Source organism: Maribacter sp. HTCC2170, from assembly GCF_000153165.2.
Taxonomy (GTDB): domain Bacteria; phylum Bacteroidota; class Bacteroidia; order Flavobacteriales; family Flavobacteriaceae; genus Maribacter_A.
Genome location: NC_014472.1, coordinates 2,806,351 through 2,829,807, shown reverse-complemented (window position 1 = coordinate 2,829,807; position 23,457 = coordinate 2,806,351). Strand labels below are relative to the sequence as shown.

Genomic DNA, 23,457 nt, shown 5'->3' with positions numbered 1-23,457 from the left:
ATATTAACCGAGCATCCTATGAAAACTAAAGTCTTTTTATTTCTAGTTCTAGCACTATTATCCATTCAGTGTAAGAATAAAACCACCGAACCGAAAAAAAACGCAGAGCAGGAACCCAAAAAGATACTCGTTCCCAGACAGGACAATGAATTTGTACGTGTTTACAAGGCTACTGGTGACAAATTCTTTGGTCCAGATACCAAATACTTGGAAGAAGGTAAATGGTACGACGAATGGGTACCTAATGATCATACCTTAGTAAAAGATGACGAAGGCAAATGGCATATTATTGGCATCACGCACCCCTTGGTCGAATCTGATCCATTACAAGACGGTATTCATGATGGGGAATTTGCCTCTTTTCATGCAGTTTCAACGGCGACCAATTTCAAGGATGCGCTCAAAGAACAACACTTTACCGATTTACCCAAAATACTACCGCCTAGTGAACGGCCTGGTGAGGTATTGGCCAATCATGCGCCATATATCATAAAAAAAGACGGACTGTATCAAATGGTGTATGGACATAGTCCCATTCGTTTGGCAGTATCTCCAGATTTAATGATTTGGGAAACCAAAGGCAACCTGTTTGATGAAAACAAAGAAGGTGAAGATGATACCAAATTATTCGGTGATGCCCGTGATCCAAATCTATTATTACACGATGGCACCTATTATATGGTCTACTGTGCTACCAAAGCTGTAGAGTTACGTACCTCGACCGACTTTGTAAATTGGAGCGAACCTAAAACTATTTTTAGAACGGAAACCTTTGACCCTGAGTCACCCTCGCTTATATTTCATAACAATACTTTTTACCTGTTTGTTTGCTCCTGGGATTGGGTTTGGGATCAAAAGGAAATTGTGGGTGCTTACCAAAACAATACCTATGTGTTACAATCCGATAACCCATTGACTTTTGGGACCGATTTTGAGAAACGCGTAACCACCTTAAAATCACATGCTCCGGAGATTTTCCAAGATGAAGATGGGCAATGGTATATTTCTAGTGTGGAATGGCCCCAACGTGGGGTTAATGTAGACATGTTGTATTGGGAATAGCATTATTTTCAACCAATACTTCGCATTTGGTATTGTTGCATTTCTGTTAATGTTTTCGGAATCAAATTATTTCATCCTTAATTCAACCAAGTGACCTAGGTCATTGCGTATCAAATCGTTACGTTTGACCTTTGCATCGAACTCATAAACTTTTCATTATGGATACGATGCAGACTATACACCCCAATATAGCCGTCTTACAACAATTCAACCCCGCGAATATTTCTGGCTCCATCGTTATAATAGCCGAAGATGCCATTTTCCATTATTATAATCCCATGTTGCCAGACATGCAAGGTGATTACCTCGGCAGGCAAGGCTTCGTCGACTTTTTTGGAAAATTGGCAGGCAAAAGTAAAGGAACATTTAAAGTTACTCCCCTATCCATTACGCCAATGGGTAACGAATTGGTGGTTACCCATGTAGAAGACAACATGATTTTAAATGGACAGCAATTGAAAATTGATGCTGTTGTGGTTTGGCGAATTATTGATGGCAAAATAAAAGAAGCTTGGGATATTCCCGCAGTTTATACCGCGGGAATATCAGCAAACTGAGCAACAAGAATACAACAACAACCACTCAAAACACAAGAAAATGAAATACAACACCATAGTTATCGGGGGAGGCTTAGCCGGACTGACCGCTGGAGCCACCCTAGCAAAATTTGGAAAGAAAGTACTCTTATTGGAACAACACCACAAACCTGGTGGTTGCGCAACCACCTTTAAACGAGGTGATTTTATCATTGAAGTAGGTCTGCATGAAATGTGTGGCCTAGATGAAAATGGCGCAGTGTTGAGATTGTTCGACATGCTGGATATAACTAAAAAAATAGAGTTTCTAAAAGTACCTGAGCTATATGCAGTGTTTTCAGGCGAAGAAAAGTTTGTCTTCCCTCACGGTTTTGATGAGGCAACCAAGGCATTGGTCAGTAAATATCCTGAAGATGAAAAAGGAATCAAGCGACTTATGAAATTGCTTTCCGGTATTCGAAGAGAAGGGGTCAAATTGCCGCGTACACCATTAAAACGTAAGTTGATGTATCCGTTTATGCCGTTGCTTTATCCCAATCTTGTAGAAGCATCCCGACATACGGTCGGATCTTGGTTCGATAAGTACATTACCAATGAAAACGCAAAACTCGACCTGTTAGCACATCTTGTTTATTGGAACGATGATCCTTATACATTATCTATGTTTTATTACGGCTTGCCATTTTCTAGTTTTATTGGGAGTGGTGGTTACTTTATAAAAGGTGGCTCACAAAAGCTATCCGATCAACTTGCAGCATACATTGAGCAACATGGCGGCAAGGTTCTATTGGGTAAAAAGGCAGAGAAAATTGTTACCGATAATGGCAAAGTAACCGCAGTCACATTTCGTGATGGTTTTAATGAAAGTTTGGAAGCTGTTACCATTCCTTGTGATAATGTGGTGGCCAATTGTGCCATGCCAATTGTACCTGAAATGCTCGATGAGCCTCATGCAACATCGCTCAAACATCAAATCGCTGATAAAACCAATGCTTGCTCCTTGTTGAATATTTATCTAGGCTTTAAATCTGAATTAGAGGCCTATGGAGTAAAACACTATTCCAATGTTTTAAAGGGAGAGGATGTGAATTCCTTGAAAGACATATACCCTAACAATACGGGCGATTGGTCCAAACGTACTTTTGTCTTTGTAGATTACAACAAAATAGATTCCCAACTGGCACCAAAAGGTAAATCTGTAGGTGTAATCTGCTGTGCCGATTATCTAAAAGACTGGGACGGACTGAGCAAGGAAGACTACAAAGCTAAAAAGGAAGAAGTAGCCCAAATATTATTGGACCGTTTAGAAAAACAATTTCCGGGAATACGTGAAAGTATTGCCTATTACGAAGTCGCAACCTCAAAAACCATTAAACGATTCACCTCAAATACTGCTGGGTCGGTGTATGGCTTTAAGCAATCGAAAGAACAGGCAGGAACCAAACGCCTCCGAAATAATTTCTTGATTCCGAACCTGTATTTTGCATCGGCTTGGGCATTCCCTGGTGGTGGTTTCGAAGGTTCTATCATGGCGGGCTTTTTGGCTGCCTTACAAATGAACCGGGATAAAATATGGTCAGAATGCGATAATGCAGCATATGATGACCAAAGAACGGTTCCACTTACGGAGCGTAAGAAAATCGATGATAAAACCCTCGAATTGAGTTTTGAAAAACCAGCCGATTTTCAGTATAAAAAAGGACAGTATACCGTACTTGATTTAATGGAGCCGAAGGTGACCGAGCTTGATTTAAACTATCGCTGGCTACCCCTTGTTTCTTCTCCAGAAGAAGATGACATACGGTTTCAAGTTGAATTGGATGACAGCAGCTATTCCAAAAGTTGTGAGCTATCCGATATTGGTGACAAGGCTGTTGTATACGGACCCATGGTTTAGTCAAAAAAATAAGTTTTATGTATTCTAATAAGTATATAGCCAAAATTGTAGGACTATTATTTATAGCTGCTACGATTACTTCTTCACTGAGCATCTGGCTTACCGAACCCGTTTTTGAAGCCACTAATTTCCTTGAAATGTTTTCTGATAATTCATTTCAAATTGTGGCAGCTGCCTTTCTCATGCTTATAGATGCAATTTCAGTTGTATTTATCGCGATATTGTTATTCCCTATTCTTAAAAAGAAGAGTGAAAGTTTGGCACTGGGATATGTTGGTATGCGAATCATGGAAGGTATTCTGTTCGCTGCTTATGTTGTGATATTGCTAACTGTTTTGTCCATAAGCAAAGAATATTCAGCCAGTAATGTTCAGGATGCAGGTAACTTCAAACCCATTGGTCAATCCTTATTGATTTTAGCACAATGGGCATTCGATATAGGACTCGGAATTGTATTTACTATTTCTGCCCTGATATTGAATTACATCTTATTCCGATTTACACTCGTTCCTAGATGGTTGTCCGCTTGGGGCATTCTTGGTGCCCTTATAACAATGACCCTAGTGGTATTGAAATTTTACGACATTCAAGTAAATGAAGTTCTGGATTTTACAATAGGAATACAGGAAATGGTGTTTGCCATATGGCTCATTGTTAAGGGCTTAAAATATGAATCGCCAAAAGCAAAAGTTCTATTATGATGACTAAAAAAGTTAAAATACTGGCAATCTGCGGCAGTCCACACAAAGGGAATACCTACAACATACTTTGCATGCTTAAGGAAAGTAATCCTGAAATTGATTTAAAGATTCTTATGCTTTCAGAACTGAACCTTAAAGATTGCCTGGGTTGCTATACGTGTATCAATATCGGGGAAGAAAACTGTCCGTTAAATGATGACCGTGATATGATCATTGAAAAAATGATGGCTGCTGATGGGATCATATTTGCGTCGCCTACCTATGCAAGAATGATCAGTGCATTAATGAAGAAATTTGTAGAGCGAATAAGCTATATCTCCCATCGGCCCATATTTTTTGGTAAATACGCCATGGCACTGGTCACCTGTGCAGGATTTGGTGCAGACCTGGTAAGTACGTATTTAAATGAAAACTTCACCCAAAGCGGATTCAGCTTTGTACCAGCTGTAGAACTAATGGTATCTAAAAAATCGGAAACTGAAACAAACCATAATCGCATAACCGCATTGAAAGCTTATGATAAACTTATCAATGCCATTAATTCCCATAAGATATTTAAGCCCACATTGGGCCAATTGGTGTATTTCAACATTTTCAAAGCAATTTCGGCATTGAACAAAACCAAAGGATGGGCCGATCATAAGTTCTATAAAGACAAGAAAGATTTCTATTATGACATCAAAATCCCATTTGTGAAGAATAAAATGGCCAAATGGATCGCAGGTAGGGAAATCAAGAAGGTAATGGCGAATAAATAGGGTTGCTCATCAGGTTTTAGAAATTGCGATTCTGACAAACATTCAGTAAACCAAAAAAACAGAATATGAAAAATTTCATCACCAATCTAACGATCAGCAAGGCAGCAATGCTGGTAGGTGTTGCGTTTATTACCTCAGCTATTATCGTAACCATAGTTGATGATTTTCTATTGGCCAATTTTGTAATACCGGGAGATACGGCAGCTTTGGCCAACGATATTAAGGCCAACGGTAGGCTCTTTGGTTATGCCGTAGTTGGCTATCTAATCGTACTTGCCCTTGATGCCACTATTGCGCTCGCACTTTATGTGGTTCTTAAACCCGCAAATAAGAAAAGTGCATTGCTAACGGCAGCTCTCAGGTTGCTGTACGCTTTTGTTTTGATATTTAGCTTGTTTGGGCTGGCATTGCAAATTATAGATGTTTACAACTATGCATCACTAAAACTCTTGGGATACGTATTTTTTGCCCTGCACATCTTCGTATTGGGCTATGCGGTCATTAAGTCAGGATATATCCCCAAAAGCCTTGGTATTTTACTGGTGTTTGCCTCTTTTACCTACATCGTCTTCTTTGTAGATTTTAAGTTACCAGAAACACTTGGGATACTTATAATGTCTACAATGGCGGTTGCAGAACTTGCATTAAGTATTTGGCTTATAGTTAAAAGAAATAGCCTGCCTCGAAATTAATTTTTTACTTAAACCACTCCCCCATTTGTAGATAATTTCTGTATAAACTTGTACACTAACTATTGATAGTTTTAACAAATTCAGCTAACTTCGTTAGCAACCGTTAAAAGGAATTAAAACTCATTTTAACTAAGCGTTGGGTGTCATTTACAACTACCAAACAATATGAATAAGAAAAAGGATATACTTTCAATTGGTTTCGAAATCCCTGGTCAATCAGAGAATTATATATATTTTGACTCAAGTAAATCCTTAATGGATGCGGACATAATTATTATTTCACCAGAAGAAATCTCTCCCAATGGAGACCGGATACGTTTTTCATCAGGTGGAGCATGTTACGATACAGAAACAACGAGTAGATATACCAAACATTCTAGTAATTTAAAAAAAGAAGTTTCTGATTCTCTAAAACAAGGAAAAACAGTTTTTTTATTTCTTGCAGAAAAAAAGGAATTTTCATTAGCAACTGGAGTAACACATCCAAGAAAAGGAGAAAATTTATACTCTACAACAACTAAATCTAACTATGACTTTTTACCAATAAATATTGGAAACATCACTTCAGCTTCTGGTAATCGTCTAATATTTAATGGAAATCAAATATTAAGTGACTTCAATAGAAATTTTAAAGATTACTTAAAGTACGAATCTTACATAGAAAATAGTGAAAATGCATTAATAACATATCACGGAAAAGATAAATCAAAAATACTAGGAGCAATTATTAAAGGAAAATCAGGTCATCTTGTAATTTTACCTAAAATAAAATATGATTACAATTCATTTGTGAAATATGATAAAAAGACTGACAAAGAATTTTGGACTGATGAGGCTAAAAAATTTGGAGATAAACTATCTGAAGTCTTAATTGGTATTGACGCAAAGTTATCTTCAAGCTCCGAAAAAACTCCTCCACCGAAATGGTCACTTGATAAAAATTACTTTACCAAAAGATCCTTAAAAATTGAAACTCAAATCAAAAAGAGTTTAGGCGACATAGAAAAACTCAAAAAAAAGATTGAAAATTTTAATCAAGAACTAGAATCTGAGAATCAACTGAAAGATTTATTGTTCGAACAAGGTAAACCACTAGAAGATGCTGTAACTAAAGCACTTGATATTCTTGGATATAAAGCAGAAAACTATGACGACGGAGAATTAGAATTAGACCAAGTAATTATGAGCCCTGAAAAAGTGAGATATATAGGAGAATGTGAAGGAAAAGACGCAAAGGATATAAATATCACCAAATTTCGACAGTTACTTGAATCATTAAATGCAGATTTTGCAAGAGAGGATGTAGAAGAAAAAGCATTTGGAATTTTGTTTGGTAATCCACAAAGACTTGTAGAGCCAGTAAAAAGAAATTTAGATTTTACAAAAAAGTGCAAAACAGGTGCAGAACGAGAAAAAATCGCACTTATAAAAACTGCAGAATTATTTGTTGTGACCAACTTTTTACAGCAAAATAAAAATGCAAAATTTAAGAAAGCGTGCCGAAAAGCGATTTCAGATGGTCTCGGAAAAATTGTGAAATTTCCAACATTACCAAGTAAAAAAAACGACACCTAACAACGTGTATATTTAATTGCTTGTTATATGTGTACTCGGAAAATCCTACGGATTTTCCTCTGGTTCGTTTTCTTTTGCTAACTTAGTTCTTGCCAACGCAACTAACCATACACGAACACGATAACGAAAACTATCCACTTCGTTTCTTAACTCCAAAATCTATAATACGTAAAATTTTTTTGCAGATAAACTAAGTAGAGTCCTGCACGCTATCAGTTGATTCATAAAACAAATTCAGCTAACTTCGTAATCAACCGTTTAAAAGAATTAAAACTCAACTTAACTAAGCGTTGTACGCAATTAATTTGACATGAAGCAGACTATAATTTTAAGAATATCTATGACTCTAATGCTTATTTTCATCTTAGGATGCAATAACAATAAAGGAGAAAAAGAAATGACTACACCAATAGTTCAAAATCTATATCAAGAAACTCATCGTCCTCAATTTCATTTTACCCCTCAGGCAAATTGGATGAATGATCCAAATGGTATGTATTACCATAAAGGAAAGTATCACCTTTTTTACCAGTATTTTCCGGATAGTACAGTTTGGGGTCCAATGCATTGGGGGCATGCTGAATCAACCGATTTGCTTAACTGGAAACATCTTCCAATAGCCTTATTTCCAGATTCATTAGGATGCATCTTCTCTGGCGGGGCTATTGTTGATAACAATAATACCTCAAAGCTTGGAACCAAAGAAAACCCTCCAATAATAGCCACATTTACCCATCATGACTTTGTTGGTGAGAAAGCGAAAACAAATGATTTTCAAAAACAAAGTATTGCCTTTAGTTTAGATGGTGGTTATGAATGGATAAAATATGCAAGCAATCCTGTAATTCCCAATACTGAAAAAATTAAAGACTTTAGAGACCCAAAAGTAGTTTGGCATGAACCATCACAAAAGTGGATATTAGTATTGGCAGCCTATGATCGCGTAAAGTTTTATTCGTCGGCTAATCTTATCGATTGGGAATTTCTTTCAGATTTTGGAATTGAAGCCGATGAACGCTTATGGGAATGTCCTGATTTGTTTCCGATTAAAGTTGAGGGTACAAATGAATATAAATGGGTATTACTTGTCAGTATTCAAAAAAATGCGCCAAACGATGGCACAGCGACTTCTTATTTTATTGGTGATTTTGATGGAACAGTATTTAAAAGTGAAATTGAAAATCAAAAATGGTTAGACTGGGGGACGGACAATTATGCTTTTGTGACTTGGAATAACGTACCGAAAGAAGATGGTCGAATAATTGGTATAGGATGGATGTCCAATTGGCAATATGCTCAAGTTGTTCCAACGGAGAACTGGAGAAGTGCAATGACATTGCCAAGGGAATTAACCTTGGTAAAATCTACATCAGATTATTCTTTATACAGTTTACCTGTAAAGGAATTTAAAACATTAAGAGGAGAATCTACTACCTATAGCCAAATAGATATTCTAGGAGAAAAGGTCTTGGAAGGTTCATTTTCCACTTCGCAAGCTGAATTAGACTTAACAGTGGATTTAAAGAAAACAACAGCCAATTCATTTGGTATTAAACTTCAAAATGAAATAGGAGAGAACGTTTTAATTAAATTTAATAAAAGTGAGAGAAAAATGTTCGTCGATAGAACCAATTCTCAAAAGGATAAGTTTTCCGATGACTTCTTCAAAAGTGTTCATTCTGTACCAATTGATTTTGAAAAGGAAAAAATGAACATACGCATGATTATTGATGCTGCTTCTGTTGAAATTTTCATCAATAATGGGGAATTAAGTTTTACAAGTATATTTTTTCCTTCAAAAGAATTCAATACCATTTCATTATTTACCAATAATAGAACTTTTAGCATCGCAAGTGCAGAAATATATCCCTTGAAAAGTATTTGGCTTGAAAAAGAAGAAGAAAACTGAGTACAACAAGGTGTATAATACATACTTTACGGGACCCCCAACATACAGTAGCCGATAACGAAATTGTGCTCTTGAATAAACACAAATATTAAGAGCGTACTAATAGCGAACCTTGTTCCTATTGCTTCGTATGTCGTACCTTAATTTTTGCCATTTTTGTTTTGTTTCCTTTTGCAATAAAAGAAAGCGGTTTTCCAATTCCGGAGCTCTTGTATTTGTATAAACAAGCAACTCTGGTAGTGATTCAATGCTATTATCGTTTTTTGCTGCAAAAGTTGTAGAGTCAACAATGGTCATTAGTATTGGTTCAACTTTTATGTCTTTGGTAATGTCCTGCGCCTGGGCGGTTATTCCAAAAAAGAAGATAAGGAGGATAGTTGCAATTGCTTTCATATAGACTTGGTTATATAATACTAAGCGTAACAAGTGTATTTTAGATGATTACAATTCGCTGAACGCCCTAATTTATCGGTATTTGGCAAAATCTAGGATAAAGTGCAAAATTACATCGGTCAACAGGAACAGGCCCAAAACAGCTTAACGGTAAAAGCTGCCTTTTGACGGTAAAAAAAACACACTCGTTTTTCCAAAATTGGTAAAAACCTGTACATCTGCACTCTTTTTTGTTCCCGCTGATTGCTTTCCTTTATTACTTTGAAAGATGTTCTTTTAAATTCGTCAAAATTGTTTCTTTATATTCCTATTAATCGTAATATTGCAATGAATATATTTTTAGAGTCATGGGAATTACCAAAACCGAAATATTTACTGAAAGTCAAAATGAGATTGCGCTTATGGCGAAAGCCATAGGACACCCTGCAAGAGTCTCTATTATACAGCATCTATTTAAGCTGAATGCATGTGTCTGTGGAGATTTGGTTGATGAAATAGGTTTGGCCCAACCAACAATTTCCCAACACTTAAAAGAATTGAAACGAATTGGGTTGATCAAAGGAAATATTGATGGCACCAGTGTTTGTTATTGTATTCACAGAGAGAATTGGGCAAAGATGAAGAATGTCATGACCCTTTTTTTAAATCTAGATACCAAAGAGGACTGTTGCTAAAAATTTAGATGCCAGTCCGTAATCATATTAAAATTCAATACAATGAAAGAAGAACAGGAATTAAAAAATATCGTAAAAGAGCGCTACGCAAAAATCGCGGAACAGGGAAAAGCGGAAAACGCTTCCTCTTGTTGTGGTGCCACTACCCCATCGAACAAGGTATATAACATTATGATGGACGATTATACCGAAACTGATGGTTATGTAGAGGATGCTGATTTAGGCTTGGGCTGTGGGCTACCAACAGAGTTTGCAAAAATCAAAAAAGGCGATACAGTAATTGATTTGGGTTCGGGAGCCGGAAATGATTGTTTTGTGGCCCGACATGAAACAGGAAGTGAAGGCAAGGTCCTAGGAATCGACTTTACACCAATAATGATTGAAAAGGCCAGAATAAATGCTGAAAAGTTAGGCTATAATAATGTAGAGTTTAGAGAAGGTGATATTGATGCCATGCCTGTGAGCGATGAAGTGGCCGATGTTATTGTAAGTAACTGTGTATTGAACCTTGTACCAAACAAGAATAAGGTAATTGGTGAAATGTTCAGGGTCTTAAAACCTGGTGGTCATTTTAGTGTTTCAGATATTGTTTTGGTTGGCAACCTGCCTGAAGCTTTAAAAGCCGATGCTGAAATGTATGCGGGTTGTGTTGCGGGAGCTATTCAAAAAGAAGACTATCTAAAGATTATCGAGGATAAAGGGTTCATGAACCTTAAGGTGCAAAAGGAAAAGCCCATCGTAATTCCCAATGACATATTGGAGAAGTACCTATCCCCAGAAGAAACAAAAGCCTTTAACAATGGTGGGACAGGAATTTTCAGTATTACCGCCTATGCCGAGAAACCAGGTGAGAAACAGGAAAAGCCAAAAGTGAACCTTAGCGAATTACAAGATGATTCGTGTTGTTCACCCTCTAGTGGATGTTGCTAACAGGATAAGATAGTAGTTGAACTATCAACTAGTAATAAAAAAACCCAGTACGTTTTGAATGTACTGGGTTTTTTATGAATTCATTTTAAAGGTATTAAGCCATTTTAGCTTTGTTTCTTTTTGTTGTAAAAGAAAGTGCTTTCTTAATTCTAGAGTTTTTGAATTTGTATAAACGTGCAACTTCAGTAGTAGTTTCAGTCTTAACCTCATTTTTTGTTTCTGAAGTCAACACTACAGTCATTTCAATTGTTTCCACTTTTACCTCTTTGGTATTGTTCTGAGCTTGAGCAGTGATTCCGAAGAAGATGATAAAGATGATTGTTACGATTGCTTTCATGACTTGTTTTGTTATATAATGATAACCGCAACAAGTGTATTTTAGGGGGTCATGATTCGCTGAACGCCCCTATTTATCGTTATTTGACAATAATTAGGGTAAAGTGCAAAAAAGCATCGGTGAACGGAAACAACCTCCAAAACCGCTTACCGAAAAAGCATGCCTTTAATCGGTGAAAAACTACGGTCTGAAACTCAAAAAGTGAAATAACTGGGTGTTTTTAGCGTTCTAAACCCAAATATATTCGGAATGAAGTACATGTCCCTTCTTAGAAAAAGAACCTTACAAACTGTTTTTTCATTGTTCAGCAATGAATCGAACACTTCCGAAATTCTTCTACAAACAGAAAGTCACGAAATAAGGAAATACAATGATGGCTTTGTTTTGATTCTTCACCAGGAAAAAGAAACCAACCAAAAGTTATGGTTTTCAGATAAACAACTGTTGGATGTCTACCTTAGAACTTTGTAAACTATTTCATCCCATACTTAGTACTTATTACTTTTTACCCCTTACTATTAATTAAGCCATTTTAGCTTTGTTTCTTTTTGTTGTAAAAGAAAGTGCTTTCTTAATTCTAGAGTTTTTGAATTTGTATAAACGGGCAACTTCAGTAGTAGTTTCAGTCTTAACCTCATTTTTTGTTTCTAAAGTCAACACTACAGTCAATTCAATTGTTACAACTTCTATTTCTTTTACTTCATTATTAGCTTGAGCAGTGATTCCGAAGAAGATGATAAAGATGATTGTTACGATTGCTTTCATGACTTGTTTTGTTATATAATGATAACCGCAACAAGTGTATTTTAGGGGGTCATGATTCGCTGAACGCCCCTATTTATCGTTATTTGACAAAAATTAGGATGAAGTGCAAAAAAGCCTCGGTGAACGGAAACAACCTCCAAAACCGCTTACCGAAAAAGTATGTCGTTTAACGGTGAAAAAGAGGGCGGCAACTTGATTCTTAAGGTGATTTTAGAAGATAAAAGACAATTTAAATTACCATGTTATTATTATTTTAGTGGCATTACAGTTGGCATTTTGCATCAACTGATGAACAAAATGAACATTCCAGTAGACCATGACCAAACCAATTGAATCAATTTCACTTGCCCTGGCCCAAAAAATTGCTTTGCATTCGCAACGTATTCCACCGGCAAAACAAAATGGCACTGGCCTCAATGGTACTCTAGGGGCAATAGAACATTTGGGATATATTCAGATTGATACCATATCAACCATTCAAAGGGCGCACCATCATACCTTATGGAACCGTAATCCTAGATATAGAACCTCGCACTTGGAGCAATTGATGTTCGACAAGAACATTTTTGAATATTGGGCCCATGCCGCAGCCTACCTTCCCATGAAAGATTACCGCTTTAGTTTACCACGAAAAGAGGCAATCGCAAACGGAAAGGATTATCATTGGTACAAACCCAATACCAAGCTCATGAAATTGGTTCGCAAACGAATTGAATCTGAAGGCCCATTGATGGTAAAAGATTTTGAAAACAAGGGCAAAAAATTGGGGGAATGGCAAACCAAACCTACAAAGCAGGCCCTGGAACTGCTGTATATGCAAGGAGAACTGATGGTAAGTACTCGAAAGAACTTTCATAAGGTCTATGATCTGACCGAACGTGTTCTACCTAGCGATGTTGATTTTACAATGCCAACGACAACAGAGCATACCCGGTTTTTAATCACACGCTACCTTAAAGCAAACGGATTGGGACTGGCCGCAGAAATGGCTTATCTGTTGAAGAACACCAAAAAGAATATCATTGCGGCTTTAAATGAGATGGTTTTAAATGGAGAAGTACAACAAATCAAGGTAAAGGATATTGTTTATCATGTTTTACCTTCTTCCCTTGATTTATTGAAAAACCCCCTAAAACGAAACAGCTGTAAAATATTGTCGCCCTTTGACAACTTGATCATCCAACGAAAACGGATTTCACATTTATTTGAATTTGATTATTTGCTGGAGTGTTATGTGCCCGCGGCCAAACGAAAATTCGGTTATTTTGTCCTGCCCATTTTATGGAATGGCAAACTGGTAGCGCGAATGGATTGTAAGGCAGATAGAAAAACCGCTGTAATGCATATTCATCAACTTCATTTGGAACCAACCCTTAAACAAACAGAACGCTTTGCCAATGCCCTCGCAAAAGAATTGGATGCATTTATGCAATTCAACAGCTGTACTAGCTTAAAAGTGCATAAAACCTCTCCCACCGGCTTTAAAACAGCACTATTGGGAAGCGTGGATGGTTATTTCAAATAACTCTGCTATTTCTTGTTCTTTTCCTCAATCCATTTAGACATGTATTTGGTACTTGCCATGGTTTGATGCAACAATAGCGAACCTATGAAGTTTTGGTTTCTATGGTTTTCCGGATTGTTTTGAATAGTTTCAATTTTGTTCAGCAACCTATCGTTCAATTGCCTTTCATCATAGAACGTATTGATGATATCTATTCCGTTTGTTTGGGCTGTATACCATTTTTCCTCATTCAGGTACAAATCAATCGCAGCCGTTGCAATTGCTTCTGCAGAATCCTCAATACTACCATTCCACGGTAACTCTCCGTGCATACCCTCTGCTCCTATTCCAGTCGTTACACTTGGAGTACCGCATTGCATAGCACTTACCAACTTTCCTTTGATTCCCGCACCAAAGCGCAAAGGAGCCAAATTCACGCGACCATTCTGCATTACCTCTTGTACATTTTTTGCCCATCCTTTTACCAGAAAACCCGCTGAAGGTTTATGCATTTGCTGTATGTGTTCCGGCAAATAGGCACCATAAACGTGTAACTCCGCTTTTGGTAGTGCTTTTCTGATCAATGGCCAAATCTCTTTTTTCAACCATTTAATGGCATCAATATTGGGCGCATGTTTACCATTTCCGATGCAGATAAAATTGTTTCGATTTGTAAAAGGAGGCCAAGAATTTTGTTCATCCGCCGTTAATTCTTTCAATTGAAAAGGCAGGTGCACTAAAAAGCGTTCGTCGAGATGCAGTACTTCGGTCAACAATTGCATCTCATAGGTGGAAATGATCAGTGACAGGTCAGAACGATATATAGCAGCTATTTCACGTTTGGTCAAATCATCCTGTAACCAAAGTTCAGCTGTGAACTTTTGTCCGGATTTAAAACATTTTTCACGAACCAGTCTGAGTGAGTGTAAATCCTCAGTATCCAGCATACGCAGGGCATTTGGAACCGATTCCGCCACACGCCACCCAAATTGTTCTTCGGTCAAATACCGGTCGAACAGTATCGCATCAGGATTTAAACCAATTACAAAATCATTAAAAGAAGAATTATTCAGTTCAATAGATTCACTTTGAATTCCCTCTACCTCTAAATCAAGTGAATACTCCGAAGGTCCTGCGGTACTGGCAAAAGTGATTTTAAAGCCCCGCTCCTTGAAAAAACGTATGAGTTGTAACATTCTGTTTCCCGCAGCCGTTGTAGTTGGCTCGGGCCATGTATAGCCGATGATAAGAAGGGATTTTATTTGCATCTTTCAAACCAAAATTAAAGCATATGCGAGTTGCTGTTCCAAGAAACAAGGATTGCAATGCAACGAAGACCAAATCTAAAAGAACTACATTCTTTCAGCAAACATCCGAGAAATGGCAGAACGAAGCTTTCTCTCATAATCTTCCTCCAACCATTCTTTGTAATTCTTGGTATTGTTCATTATGCAATAGGAATATTGACGTACCCTAAAAGATATTTCCTCTTTTAAGGATTTTGCCAGAATTCTCGCATCGAACACATCCTCAGAATTCTCAACACATATTTGCGCATGCTGCAGAATGCTATTCTCCAAAACGATCTTGGATTTTAATCCTTGGGCAAATACCTTTTTGTACTCTGCCTTTATGTCAAATTCAATATTATCTGATTTTGAGAATTCAGACCTAAGGGCCGCAGGCATTTCATAAACAAACTCCCGCTCAATATCCTCATCATTCTTAATATTTTCCAAGTAGAAATCAGGGAAATGGAAAATCTCTTGCCAGTCAATGGGAGCGTCCCATAATCCGAAACGTGCCACATTGTTTCCAAGGTCAACCACGGTAAAATCTTCCTTTTTTGGTAAAACCCTTGACCCACGACCAATCATTTGAAAGTACAAGGTCAAAGAGCGTGTAGCCCTGTTGAGCATAATGGTTTCTACCGTAGGTTCATCAAAACCCGTGGTCAAAATACTAACAGAAGTTAGGATGGCATCAGGAGTTTCAGAAAACCACTGTAAAATCTCTTTTCGCTCGGACGCACTGTTCTTATTATCTAAATGACGAATTGGGAGTCCCGCTTTTTTAAAGGTTTCATACACATAAATAGAGGTGTTGATACCATTATTGAAAATCAAGGTTTTCTTTCCTTTGGAGATCTCGTTATAAGCATTTAGCAACTTGCCCAACATACTTTGGTTACCGTAAAGTTCATCGGATGATTTAACGGTGTAATCGCCATTGATACCCAATTTTAAACTCTGAAGGCTAACATCATAATTGTACATGTTCGCCTTGGATAAAAACCTTTTTTTAATCAATGCGGAGATTGACTCACCCACAATTAATTTCTGGTAATTATCCTTCATTGGAAGTTTAATGTTGGAACTTAACGGTGTGGCCGTAACCCCAAGAATCACAGCATTCTCAAAATATTTAAAAAGCTTACGGAATGAGTTATAATGGGCCTCATCAATGATTACCAAACCAATATTGTTGATCTCTACCTTTTCTTCCTGCAGTCTGTTGTTCAAGGTCTCTACCATAGCAACGAAACACATGAACTCATCTTGATCCTTGAGTTCTTTGACCTCACTGTTGATGACCATATTCTTGACCCCAAAACCACTCAACATCTTAGAGGTTTGTTGGCTTAGCTCTATCCTATGTGTAAGCACGACCACTTTCTTATTGGTCTTTGATATATATCTTTTCGCGATTTCAGAGAAAACGACGGTTTTACCTCCACCAGTAGGCAATTGGTACAATAGATTTAAATTATCAGGAGATTCCTCCAAGCAATTGAATATCTTATTAAGATCTTCTAATTGATAGTCGTAAAGTGTCTTTTCAGAGGTGTTATTTTGTATTTCCAAGCAGGTTATTTTGTGCTGTTTTACAATTCTTTTCTTTTTGGCTTCGCTTGTGCCCAATTTTGCAAAATTAGCAGAAATAAAACCCTGTACGAAATTTAAAAGAAGAAATCCTTAAAAATTATGAACATTAATGTGAAAGATAAACGTCTGATACTCGAATGAAAGCCGGCCTTTCTTCGCATTGTTCAATTCGAATAAAACAGGAAAATCAATACCCTTTGGTCTTAGAGACCTGGTTCAGCAATTCCTCCCCATTTACCAATCTTCTATAATTCTCGATAATTTGGGGCACAACCGAATCTGTATCCGAAACGCTGGCATAATGGGGTGTCATATGCACTTTGGGATGCTCCCAGAATGGGTGTTCTGTAGAAAGTGGCTCCTGATGATATACGTCCAAACTTGCACCTGAAAGATGACTTTTATCCAACATTTCCAAAAGATCTTCATCTATCAAATGTCCGCCACGCGCAACATTAACAACATGAGCGCCCTTTGGTAATTGTTTAAATAATTCTTTATTGAGTATGCCAAAAGTATTTTCTGTAAGCGGCAATAAACAAATCAAAATTTCAGTGGATTTCAAGAAATCCACTTGCCCTTCTTCACCTTCAAAAGTTCGAACACCATCTATGTTCTTTTTAGAGCCTGACCAGCCTTGTACAGTAAATCCAAATCTTATTAAATCTTTGGCCAATACTTTTCCCAATGCACCTAATCCCATAATACCAATGGTCAAATCTTCTATTCTTTGGTAATCAATGGGTTTCCAGACCTTATTGAATTGATCTAATTTATATTGATTCAGGTTTTTCAGATGACTGAAAATCAAGGCAATCACATGTTCTGACATATCTTTTGCCAAGTATTCATCAACCACCCGAGTGATAGGTAAATGCTTTGGAAGGTCCTTATCCTCAAACAAAAAATCGACCCCTGCCCCACTGGATCCAATACATTCGAGATTAGGATATTGATTGAAGGCTCCCATTGGTGGTTTCCAAACCACTGCCATCTTCACACTTTCCTTGGGATGCTCCTCAAAATGACTGTAAATGGGAATATCTGGAGCAGCTTTTTTTAAAGCTTGTATCCAATTTTCAATTTTATCGTCTTGTCGTATAATTACTATTCCCATAATGTGCTGTTAATCCAATATATCCAACGCTCTAGAAAATCCCTCTTGAAAGCTCCAGTCATTTTCTTGTGTAATATTATATGCTTTTACTATGCGCTCCTTAAAATTAGGTAGCAAGGCATTTAAAGACACAAATTGCACCATCTCATTGAACGAATTCAACATACTCTTGTAAAAAGCCTCGGGTACGTTCCTATCCATCGAAAAGGCCTGCGCTACTTCAAGGTTGTACAACATAATATCTGCAATCAAATGTGGTTCGACCCCAAGTTTTATAAAATGCTTAATATATTTCTGGGCAACTGAACGTCTTGCCTTTGGTCTTCTCCGTTTTAAAGGAAAATATTCGTTAGAGATCCTTGCTTTGGCCTCTTGTACCATTTTATCCTCTTTTGGATTGAAGATAAAATCATAGTATTCTTTCACGACCGGAAACCGAGTATATAGGTCCATCAGCTGCGCCTCGAGTTCCTTCTTTCTTAATTCCGCTAAATACTTTTTAAGAGCCCTTTTACTCATACTATTTCGTTAGAATTCAAAAATACAATTTGCAAGTAGAAATCACTAAATCATTAGGCTTTATCCTAAATTGCTCATAAAATGTGAATAACAATCCTATTATCCTTTGGAAAAGACAGAATATTAATGTATTATGAACTCTTGTAGAATGTAGAACTCAAAACACTAATTACACATATGAGGCAACTTAAGATAATCAAGCAGGTAACCAATAGAGAATCAAAATCGTTGGACAAGTACCTGCAGGATATCAGTAAAATTGAATTAATAAACGCACAAGAAGAAGTAGAATTAGCGCAACGCATACGAGCCGGGGACCAAGTTGCACTTGAAAAATTGACCACTGCGAATTTAAGATTCGTGGTTTCGGTAGCAAAACAATATCAAAACCAAGGTTTAAAACTACCTGATTTGATCAATGAAGGTAATTTAGGGCTTGTTAAGGCCGCTAAACGATTTGATGAGACACGAGGGTTCAAGTTCATTTCTTATGCCGTATGGTGGATTCGTCAGAGTATACTACAGGCATTGGCGGAACAATCAAGAGTGGTTCGTCTGCCTTTGAACAAAATTGGGTCTATAAACAAAATCAAGAAAACTTTCTCTTATTTGGAACAGGCACACGAACGCCCACCATCTGCAGAGGAAATTGCGAAGGAGCTTGAAATGACAGTTACCGAGGTTAAACAGTCTCTTAAGAATACAGGGAGGCATGTATCTATGGACGCACCATTAAGACAAGGGGAAGACTCGAATCTTTATGATGTACTTCGTTCAGGGGAATCCCCAAGACCGGATAAGATTTTATTACAGCAGTCCTTGAACACGGAAATCAATCGTGCATTGGAAACTTTGTCACCCAGAGAGGCTGACGTAGTTAAGCTTTATTATGGTATAGGAGATCAACAATCCATGACCTTGGCTGAAATAGGACAGACCTTTGATCTTACACGCGAACGTGTACGACAGATCAGGGAAAAGGCAATTCGGAAATTACGCCACAACTCTAGAAGCAAGTTGTTAAAAACATATTTGGGATAAAGTTTAAGTGTATTCCAACAAAAAGAGCCCTGACGTTACGTCAGGGCTCTTTTGTTTTATTTAACCAACGACTATTAAGAAAAATTTAGTCTGTTGATATTGATGTCCACTAAAATCTCATTTAAATCTTCAATAAAATTTAAGTAAGCTGCATTGTCTGGATTTTGATTTGCCATAATAAGGGGTTTTTTGGGGTTTTGATTAATAATAGACTACATATAGTCCAATTCAACCAATTCGTTTAAGCTCAATATTTCATTTAAATCTTGTAGGAACGCTAAATATTCCTCACCGTAGGTGTCGTAAAGCATATAGGTTTAGGTTAAGGTTTAATACTAATTTGGGACTCAAATTTCATATAGTAAACATATAGATAACGGTGAGTTGACACAATAAATTGTGGTGTAACCTAGAAATTATGTTGTCAAAGGTCATTTTTAAATGGGATACCATAAAATCAAGGGAAATGGCATGTACAGTTCATCGATATATTATGCAAAACGTCCAGTACGACCAACTTAAAACTTAATGTGGTATACGAAACCGGCGGTCAAAGACCAGTAGAAATTGCCCGAATCATAGGCCAATTCTTGCCTTGCAACACCCACATTAGCTCTATATAAGTGTGGTTGTTTCTTGCCCGAGAATTGATATTCAAATCGTACGTGCTGGGACTCAATAAACAGTAAGGTTTCTGCCAATACTTGATCCCCGTCTCGTAATTGTTTTAAATCTGACGCAAAGCCATACCCCGCTATGATACCAAAATAATTCTCGCCATCTTTTAAGTACTTTCGACCTGTTAATGTTCCGGATATTCCTAAAGGTCTCCCTTTTGAAGGTGTTATATAAGGCCTAGCTGAGAAATAATAGTTTCCTTTATATATACCTAAACTCCCCGTAAAAATATTGACTTGCTTCTCATTGAAATTCATATAACGGGTACCTGCGGAAACTTCAATAGATTTTGGCAGATTTACATATAACTCTGCCCCTGCCCTATGATTTGGGTATATTGGTGAATCTGAAAAACCATAATTCAAATACCCATAGATTTTTTCAGAAAACTTGGGGTAAGCATCCAATTCATATTGAATTCCATTGATCTTAAAGCGATTGCTATAATTGATTCTTGGTATAATACTACCCAATTTAGTTTCACGCTTATATTCTACACTAGTATAGATCATTGGATCATAGGCAATATCAAAAACCTCATAGGCATTTGTAATTGCAATGTTATTTTTATACTCTTTATCCTCCTTATCCAATGCTTTCTCCAAATTATTGTCGGAAACCTCATTTTGGCTTGCAGGCGATTCCTTAATTAATTTCAGGACTTCAATCCGGAGTTTATTCAAATGTTCATCATCCTCAACGTAGTTTATTGCCTTATTGGCCAACCCCAGAGCAATATAATATTCCTTGGCATAGATTTCATTCTTAATGGCGGCAACCCACGTTTCTTTGTTATTCCTATCTGAGGAGGTTATTTTATTAAAATGCCCTCTTGCCTTATCATATTCCCCATTCCAACTATACGTACTTGCCAGTAAATTACGAACATCATGGTATTTCGGGTATTTTTTTAGAATATGGTTCAAGGTATCTTGGGCGATATCATATTTACCACTAAATGCCAAATCCTGAGCTACATAGAAAGACATGTCTGGGTTACCATTGTACTCCTTTTCTTGGGTTAAGCCCAAAAAGCAGGAAAAGCAACTTAATAAAAGTAGATATATTTGTTTAGTTGTCATTTGTTGTCTGCAGAAACCATATTCGATTCCTTTTTTGCTTGTTCAGTAGCTTTTTTCAAAGCCATATTTCGTATTTGTTCTTTGGCCCTAATAATTTTGGCTTCAATTTCATGGGAAGAAATGTCATTCCGCGAGATTGTTTTAAAAAGTTCAGTAACCTCTTCGATATTCTCTGACCAATAGTAAGTATCCAATAAAGCGGAATACGCGTCTGTATATGTCGGGTATTTTCTAATTGCCTCTTTCAAAAGGCTTATCGAAGTCTTATAATCTTTTTTCCAGGAATAAACTCTTCCTTTTAAAACCTCAGCATCGGCATGTCTTGGAATCTGGCTCAAAATATAGTTGGACAATAGTAAAGCTCTGTCCCAATCCTTATCAAAGGCCAACTCTCTAGCAGTTTTATAGGCGTTATCAAAGTCGCTTCCATTAAAAACACTCTGTAGCCAAACCATTTCCGTCTTTGTGAATTCATAGGATGCTTCAGCATACATGGCCTCTGAATCTGGAAGTATTTTATTGTTGGCGGTTACATAGTTATTTATCGCCCTAAAAGATTTGAAATTATCCTTTGCTTGGTCGATTTGAGCATCATCTGCTGCGCTTTCAAGCTCTAAATCTGTATTTATTTCATAAACATTGGTGCCAGAAACAAATAGATTCTCATGAATATAATCTTTGATATTCTTCTTGTCCCTGAATAATGGAATTTGTTTTGTCTTCTCGAAAACTCCGTAATGTATAAGGTTATCACCTAACCAAGCGACTTGATTTGGCATTTTCAATTCATATTTTTTGTGCAGCATGGAGAGAATGGATGGGGCTATATCAGCATGCGAAACCAAAGCCTCGATTCTTTTTGGAAATTTCAATAATGGTCCAAACACCATTAGCGGCACTTTATATCTTCCTAAATTGTCTTCCTGCGGTAATTCTTTTAAATTATGACTACCGGTAACCATGAAAATTGTGTTGTTGTAATTGGGTTGTTCTTTATACTCCTGAATAAATTCTTCAAGGGCTTTGTCGGCATAGATCAAGCTAGCGAACACTTCTTTGTTTTTCTTTATGACCTTATTTGTTCTTCTGCCCATTTTAGAGTTGATGAGTATACTGTCAACTTTTTCTTCGTAAGTATGGAGATTTGGAGCCAGAAATGGCTTTTTGGTGCTAAGAGTCAAGAAAACATCCAATCTAGGCTTATCTATTGGTTTGTCCAGCGAGAGCCATTTCTTGAAAAGCTCTTTATCAGGATAGCCGAGTGATATTCCTGCTGCATCTTCGTCTTGCATTTGATAACCTTCCCCAAATCCTTTTTTGTCCAATATTTGGTCTACCCGTTCTTCATCTAAAAATCTATCCAAACCGTTCAAAGCACTATTGCCACCATAACTAAAAGATGTCTTATATCCGTTTTCCTTAAGAAGGCTAAATATAGTTTGTCGATTGACTTTACCAGAAAGGTTGGTGAATCCTGTTTTGCCAAATGGTAAAGAGCCCATTATCGAAGGTAGGGCGGCAAAACTCTCGCCAGTATTACTCAGGTGGTTGTTCCAAAAAAGCGATTGCTTGGAAAGTGATTCCAAGAATGGCGTAAAACCCTTATATTTAGGCTCATTCCCAATAAAATCGGAACCAAACCCATCAATAATCAATACTACGATATTCGGTTTCTTGGTTGATAATTCAAAGTATTTACCCAGCTCTTTATGATGGTCGAGCTCTTTTAGCGCATTAAGCTCTTTTGCCATCGGGTACTCAATATCTCCCTCATATTTGTTAAAATCGAAGATAATATTTATCGCACTCTCAAGATAATGTTGGGTTTTGTTTTCGTTAATTGGTTTTTTGGCTGAGTTCAAGACTGCCAAAAACAAACTGAACAATATAATGGTCAGAGGATAGGTTCTACTCACAACATTGTACAAAGACTTTGTAATTTTTCCGAACCAAAGAAATAAGAATATTAGGACCACCAAGGTAATCAGGATAGGTATTATCGAATATCCTGCCCTAATAACTTCAGTAAGACTGAACCTACCATAACCCAAGGCCTCATAATTTTGAATATAATGTTCTATCAGAGCGCCTTCTATAAGAATAAGCACCGACAAAACTATTATGGAAACCTTATAACCCAAATGAGGGGTTTTTCTTTCCAGATAATTAAATAAAAATGACAATAGCAATGCGGCCAGAGCCCCAAAACCGGAGTGATGCATTATCAATAAAAAGAGGCTCTTATTAAAAAAACTATCCAATACGCCATCAAAAAACAATCTTAGATTTTGATAGAATGATAACAATATCATACAACCATAGAATGCAAACACCAGAGGAATAAAGTCCTTTAGCGCTTTACGCTCCAAATTTGATGATATGTTTTCTTTAACCTGCATATT

General features: G+C 37.1%; 23 protein-coding genes. 14 read left to right on the top strand and 9 right to left on the bottom strand.

The window, feature by feature from the left end:
* Positions 1-18: 18 nt before the first annotated feature.
* From FB2170_RS12405 to FB2170_RS12370, 8 genes are all read left to right on the top strand, one after another.
* The gene (locus FB2170_RS12405) at positions 19-1,062 is read left to right on the top strand and encodes a family 43 glycosylhydrolase (RefSeq protein WP_013306913.1); all 1,044 of its coding nucleotides are present in this window, start codon (positions 19-21) and stop codon (positions 1,060-1,062) included.
* A 158-nt stretch (positions 1,063-1,220) separates the two neighbouring features.
* Positions 1,221-1,619: a nuclear transport factor 2 family protein gene (locus FB2170_RS12400; RefSeq protein WP_013306912.1), complete on the top strand. Its 399-nt coding sequence runs from the start codon at positions 1,221-1,223 to the stop codon at positions 1,617-1,619.
* Positions 1,620-1,659: 40 nt separating this feature from the next.
* Complete coding sequence (locus FB2170_RS12395) at positions 1,660-3,495, top strand: phytoene desaturase family protein (protein WP_013306911.1); 1,836 nt, start codon at positions 1,660-1,662, stop codon at positions 3,493-3,495.
* Between the two features lie 17 nt (positions 3,496-3,512).
* Complete coding sequence (locus FB2170_RS12390; protein WP_013306910.1) at positions 3,513-4,196, top strand: DUF4386 domain-containing protein; 684 nt, start codon at positions 3,513-3,515, stop codon at positions 4,194-4,196.
* Entirely contained in the window at positions 4,193-4,954 is a 762-nt protein-coding gene (locus FB2170_RS12385; protein WP_013306909.1) for a flavodoxin family protein, read from the top strand. Before FB2170_RS12390 ends, FB2170_RS12385 begins: the two co-directional genes overlap by 4 nt.
* Before the next feature lie 65 nt (positions 4,955-5,019).
* On the top strand, positions 5,020-5,646 hold the full coding sequence (locus tag FB2170_RS12380; RefSeq protein WP_013306908.1) for a DUF4386 domain-containing protein: 627 nt from the start codon (positions 5,020-5,022) through the stop codon (positions 5,644-5,646).
* 165 nt (positions 5,647-5,811) lie between these two features.
* Positions 5,812-7,221 (top strand): hypothetical protein, encoded by a 1,410-nt coding sequence (locus FB2170_RS12375; protein ID WP_013306907.1) that lies wholly within the window; start codon positions 5,812-5,814, stop codon positions 7,219-7,221.
* Positions 7,222-7,531: 310 nt separating this feature from the next.
* On the top strand, positions 7,532-9,130 hold the full coding sequence (locus FB2170_RS12370) for a glycoside hydrolase family 32 protein (RefSeq protein ID WP_148232108.1): 1,599 nt from the start codon (positions 7,532-7,534) through the stop codon (positions 9,128-9,130).
* A 99-nt stretch (positions 9,131-9,229) separates the two neighbouring features.
* On the opposite strand, the gene FB2170_RS12365 is transcribed toward FB2170_RS12370, so the two are convergent.
* On the bottom strand, positions 9,230-9,523 hold the full coding sequence (locus tag FB2170_RS12365; RefSeq protein ID WP_013306905.1) for a hypothetical protein: 294 nt from the start codon (positions 9,521-9,523) through the stop codon (positions 9,230-9,232).
* Positions 9,524-9,870: 347 nt separating this feature from the next.
* Here FB2170_RS12365 and FB2170_RS12360 point away from each other — a divergent pair, with 347 nt between their 5' ends.
* Positions 9,871-10,197, top strand: a complete 327-nt coding sequence (locus FB2170_RS12360; protein ID WP_013306904.1) for an ArsR/SmtB family transcription factor — start codon at positions 9,871-9,873, stop codon at positions 10,195-10,197.
* Between the two features lie 42 nt (positions 10,198-10,239).
* A complete protein-coding gene (locus FB2170_RS12355) occupies positions 10,240-11,127 on the top strand; it encodes an arsenite methyltransferase (RefSeq protein WP_013306903.1) in 888 nt (295 codons plus the stop codon).
* Positions 11,128-11,221: 94 nt separating this feature from the next.
* Here FB2170_RS12355 and FB2170_RS12350 read toward each other — a convergent pair whose 3' ends face one another.
* On the bottom strand, positions 11,222-11,464 hold the full coding sequence (locus tag FB2170_RS12350) for a hypothetical protein (protein ID WP_013306902.1): 243 nt from the start codon (positions 11,462-11,464) through the stop codon (positions 11,222-11,224).
* A 249-nt stretch (positions 11,465-11,713) separates the two neighbouring features.
* Between FB2170_RS12350 and FB2170_RS12345 the strand changes: the two genes are divergently transcribed.
* On the top strand, positions 11,714-11,935 hold the full coding sequence (locus FB2170_RS12345; RefSeq protein ID WP_148232107.1) for a hypothetical protein: 222 nt from the start codon (positions 11,714-11,716) through the stop codon (positions 11,933-11,935).
* A 51-nt stretch (positions 11,936-11,986) separates the two neighbouring features.
* On the opposite strand, the gene FB2170_RS12340 is transcribed toward FB2170_RS12345, so the two are convergent.
* Positions 11,987-12,229, bottom strand: a complete 243-nt coding sequence (locus FB2170_RS12340; RefSeq protein ID WP_013306900.1) for a hypothetical protein — start codon at positions 12,227-12,229, stop codon at positions 11,987-11,989.
* 159 nt (positions 12,230-12,388) lie between these two features.
* Here FB2170_RS12340 and FB2170_RS17385 point away from each other — a divergent pair, with 159 nt between their 5' ends.
* Positions 12,389-12,562, top strand: a complete 174-nt coding sequence (locus tag FB2170_RS17385) for a hypothetical protein (protein WP_013306899.1) — start codon at positions 12,389-12,391, stop codon at positions 12,560-12,562.
* Complete coding sequence (locus FB2170_RS12335; protein ID WP_013306898.1) at positions 12,546-13,754, top strand: winged helix-turn-helix domain-containing protein; 1,209 nt, start codon at positions 12,546-12,548, stop codon at positions 13,752-13,754. The genes FB2170_RS17385 and FB2170_RS12335 overlap by 17 nt, the downstream gene beginning before the upstream one ends.
* Positions 13,755-13,759: 5 nt before the next feature.
* Here FB2170_RS12335 and FB2170_RS12330 read toward each other — a convergent pair whose 3' ends face one another.
* From FB2170_RS12330 to FB2170_RS12315, 4 genes are all read right to left on the bottom strand, one after another.
* Positions 13,760-15,001 (bottom strand): glycosyltransferase, encoded by a 1,242-nt coding sequence (locus FB2170_RS12330; protein WP_013306897.1) that lies wholly within the window; start codon positions 14,999-15,001, stop codon positions 13,760-13,762.
* An 84-nt stretch (positions 15,002-15,085) separates the two neighbouring features.
* Positions 15,086-16,597 (bottom strand): DEAD/DEAH box helicase, encoded by a 1,512-nt coding sequence (locus FB2170_RS12325; RefSeq protein ID WP_041633205.1) that lies wholly within the window; start codon positions 16,595-16,597, stop codon positions 15,086-15,088.
* A 208-nt stretch (positions 16,598-16,805) separates the two neighbouring features.
* Entirely contained in the window at positions 16,806-17,735 is a 930-nt protein-coding gene (locus tag FB2170_RS12320; RefSeq protein ID WP_013306895.1) for a 2-hydroxyacid dehydrogenase, read from the bottom strand.
* Between the two features lie 9 nt (positions 17,736-17,744).
* Positions 17,745-18,254 (bottom strand): DUF6155 family protein, encoded by a 510-nt coding sequence (locus FB2170_RS12315; protein WP_013306894.1) that lies wholly within the window; start codon positions 18,252-18,254, stop codon positions 17,745-17,747.
* A gap of 177 nt (positions 18,255-18,431) precedes the next feature.
* Between FB2170_RS12315 and FB2170_RS12310 the strand changes: the two genes are divergently transcribed.
* Positions 18,432-19,295 (top strand): RNA polymerase sigma factor RpoD/SigA, encoded by an 864-nt coding sequence (locus tag FB2170_RS12310; RefSeq protein WP_013306893.1) that lies wholly within the window; start codon positions 18,432-18,434, stop codon positions 19,293-19,295.
* A 518-nt stretch (positions 19,296-19,813) separates the two neighbouring features.
* On the opposite strand, the gene FB2170_RS12305 is transcribed toward FB2170_RS12310, so the two are convergent.
* Positions 19,814-21,055 (bottom strand): YaiO family outer membrane beta-barrel protein, encoded by a 1,242-nt coding sequence (locus FB2170_RS12305; protein ID WP_013306890.1) that lies wholly within the window; start codon positions 21,053-21,055, stop codon positions 19,814-19,816.
* On the bottom strand, positions 21,052-23,454 hold the full coding sequence (locus FB2170_RS12300) for a sulfatase-like hydrolase/transferase (RefSeq protein ID WP_013306889.1): 2,403 nt from the start codon (positions 23,452-23,454) through the stop codon (positions 21,052-21,054). Before FB2170_RS12300 ends, FB2170_RS12305 begins: the two co-directional genes overlap by 4 nt.
* Between the last annotated feature and the right edge of the window lie 3 nt (positions 23,455-23,457).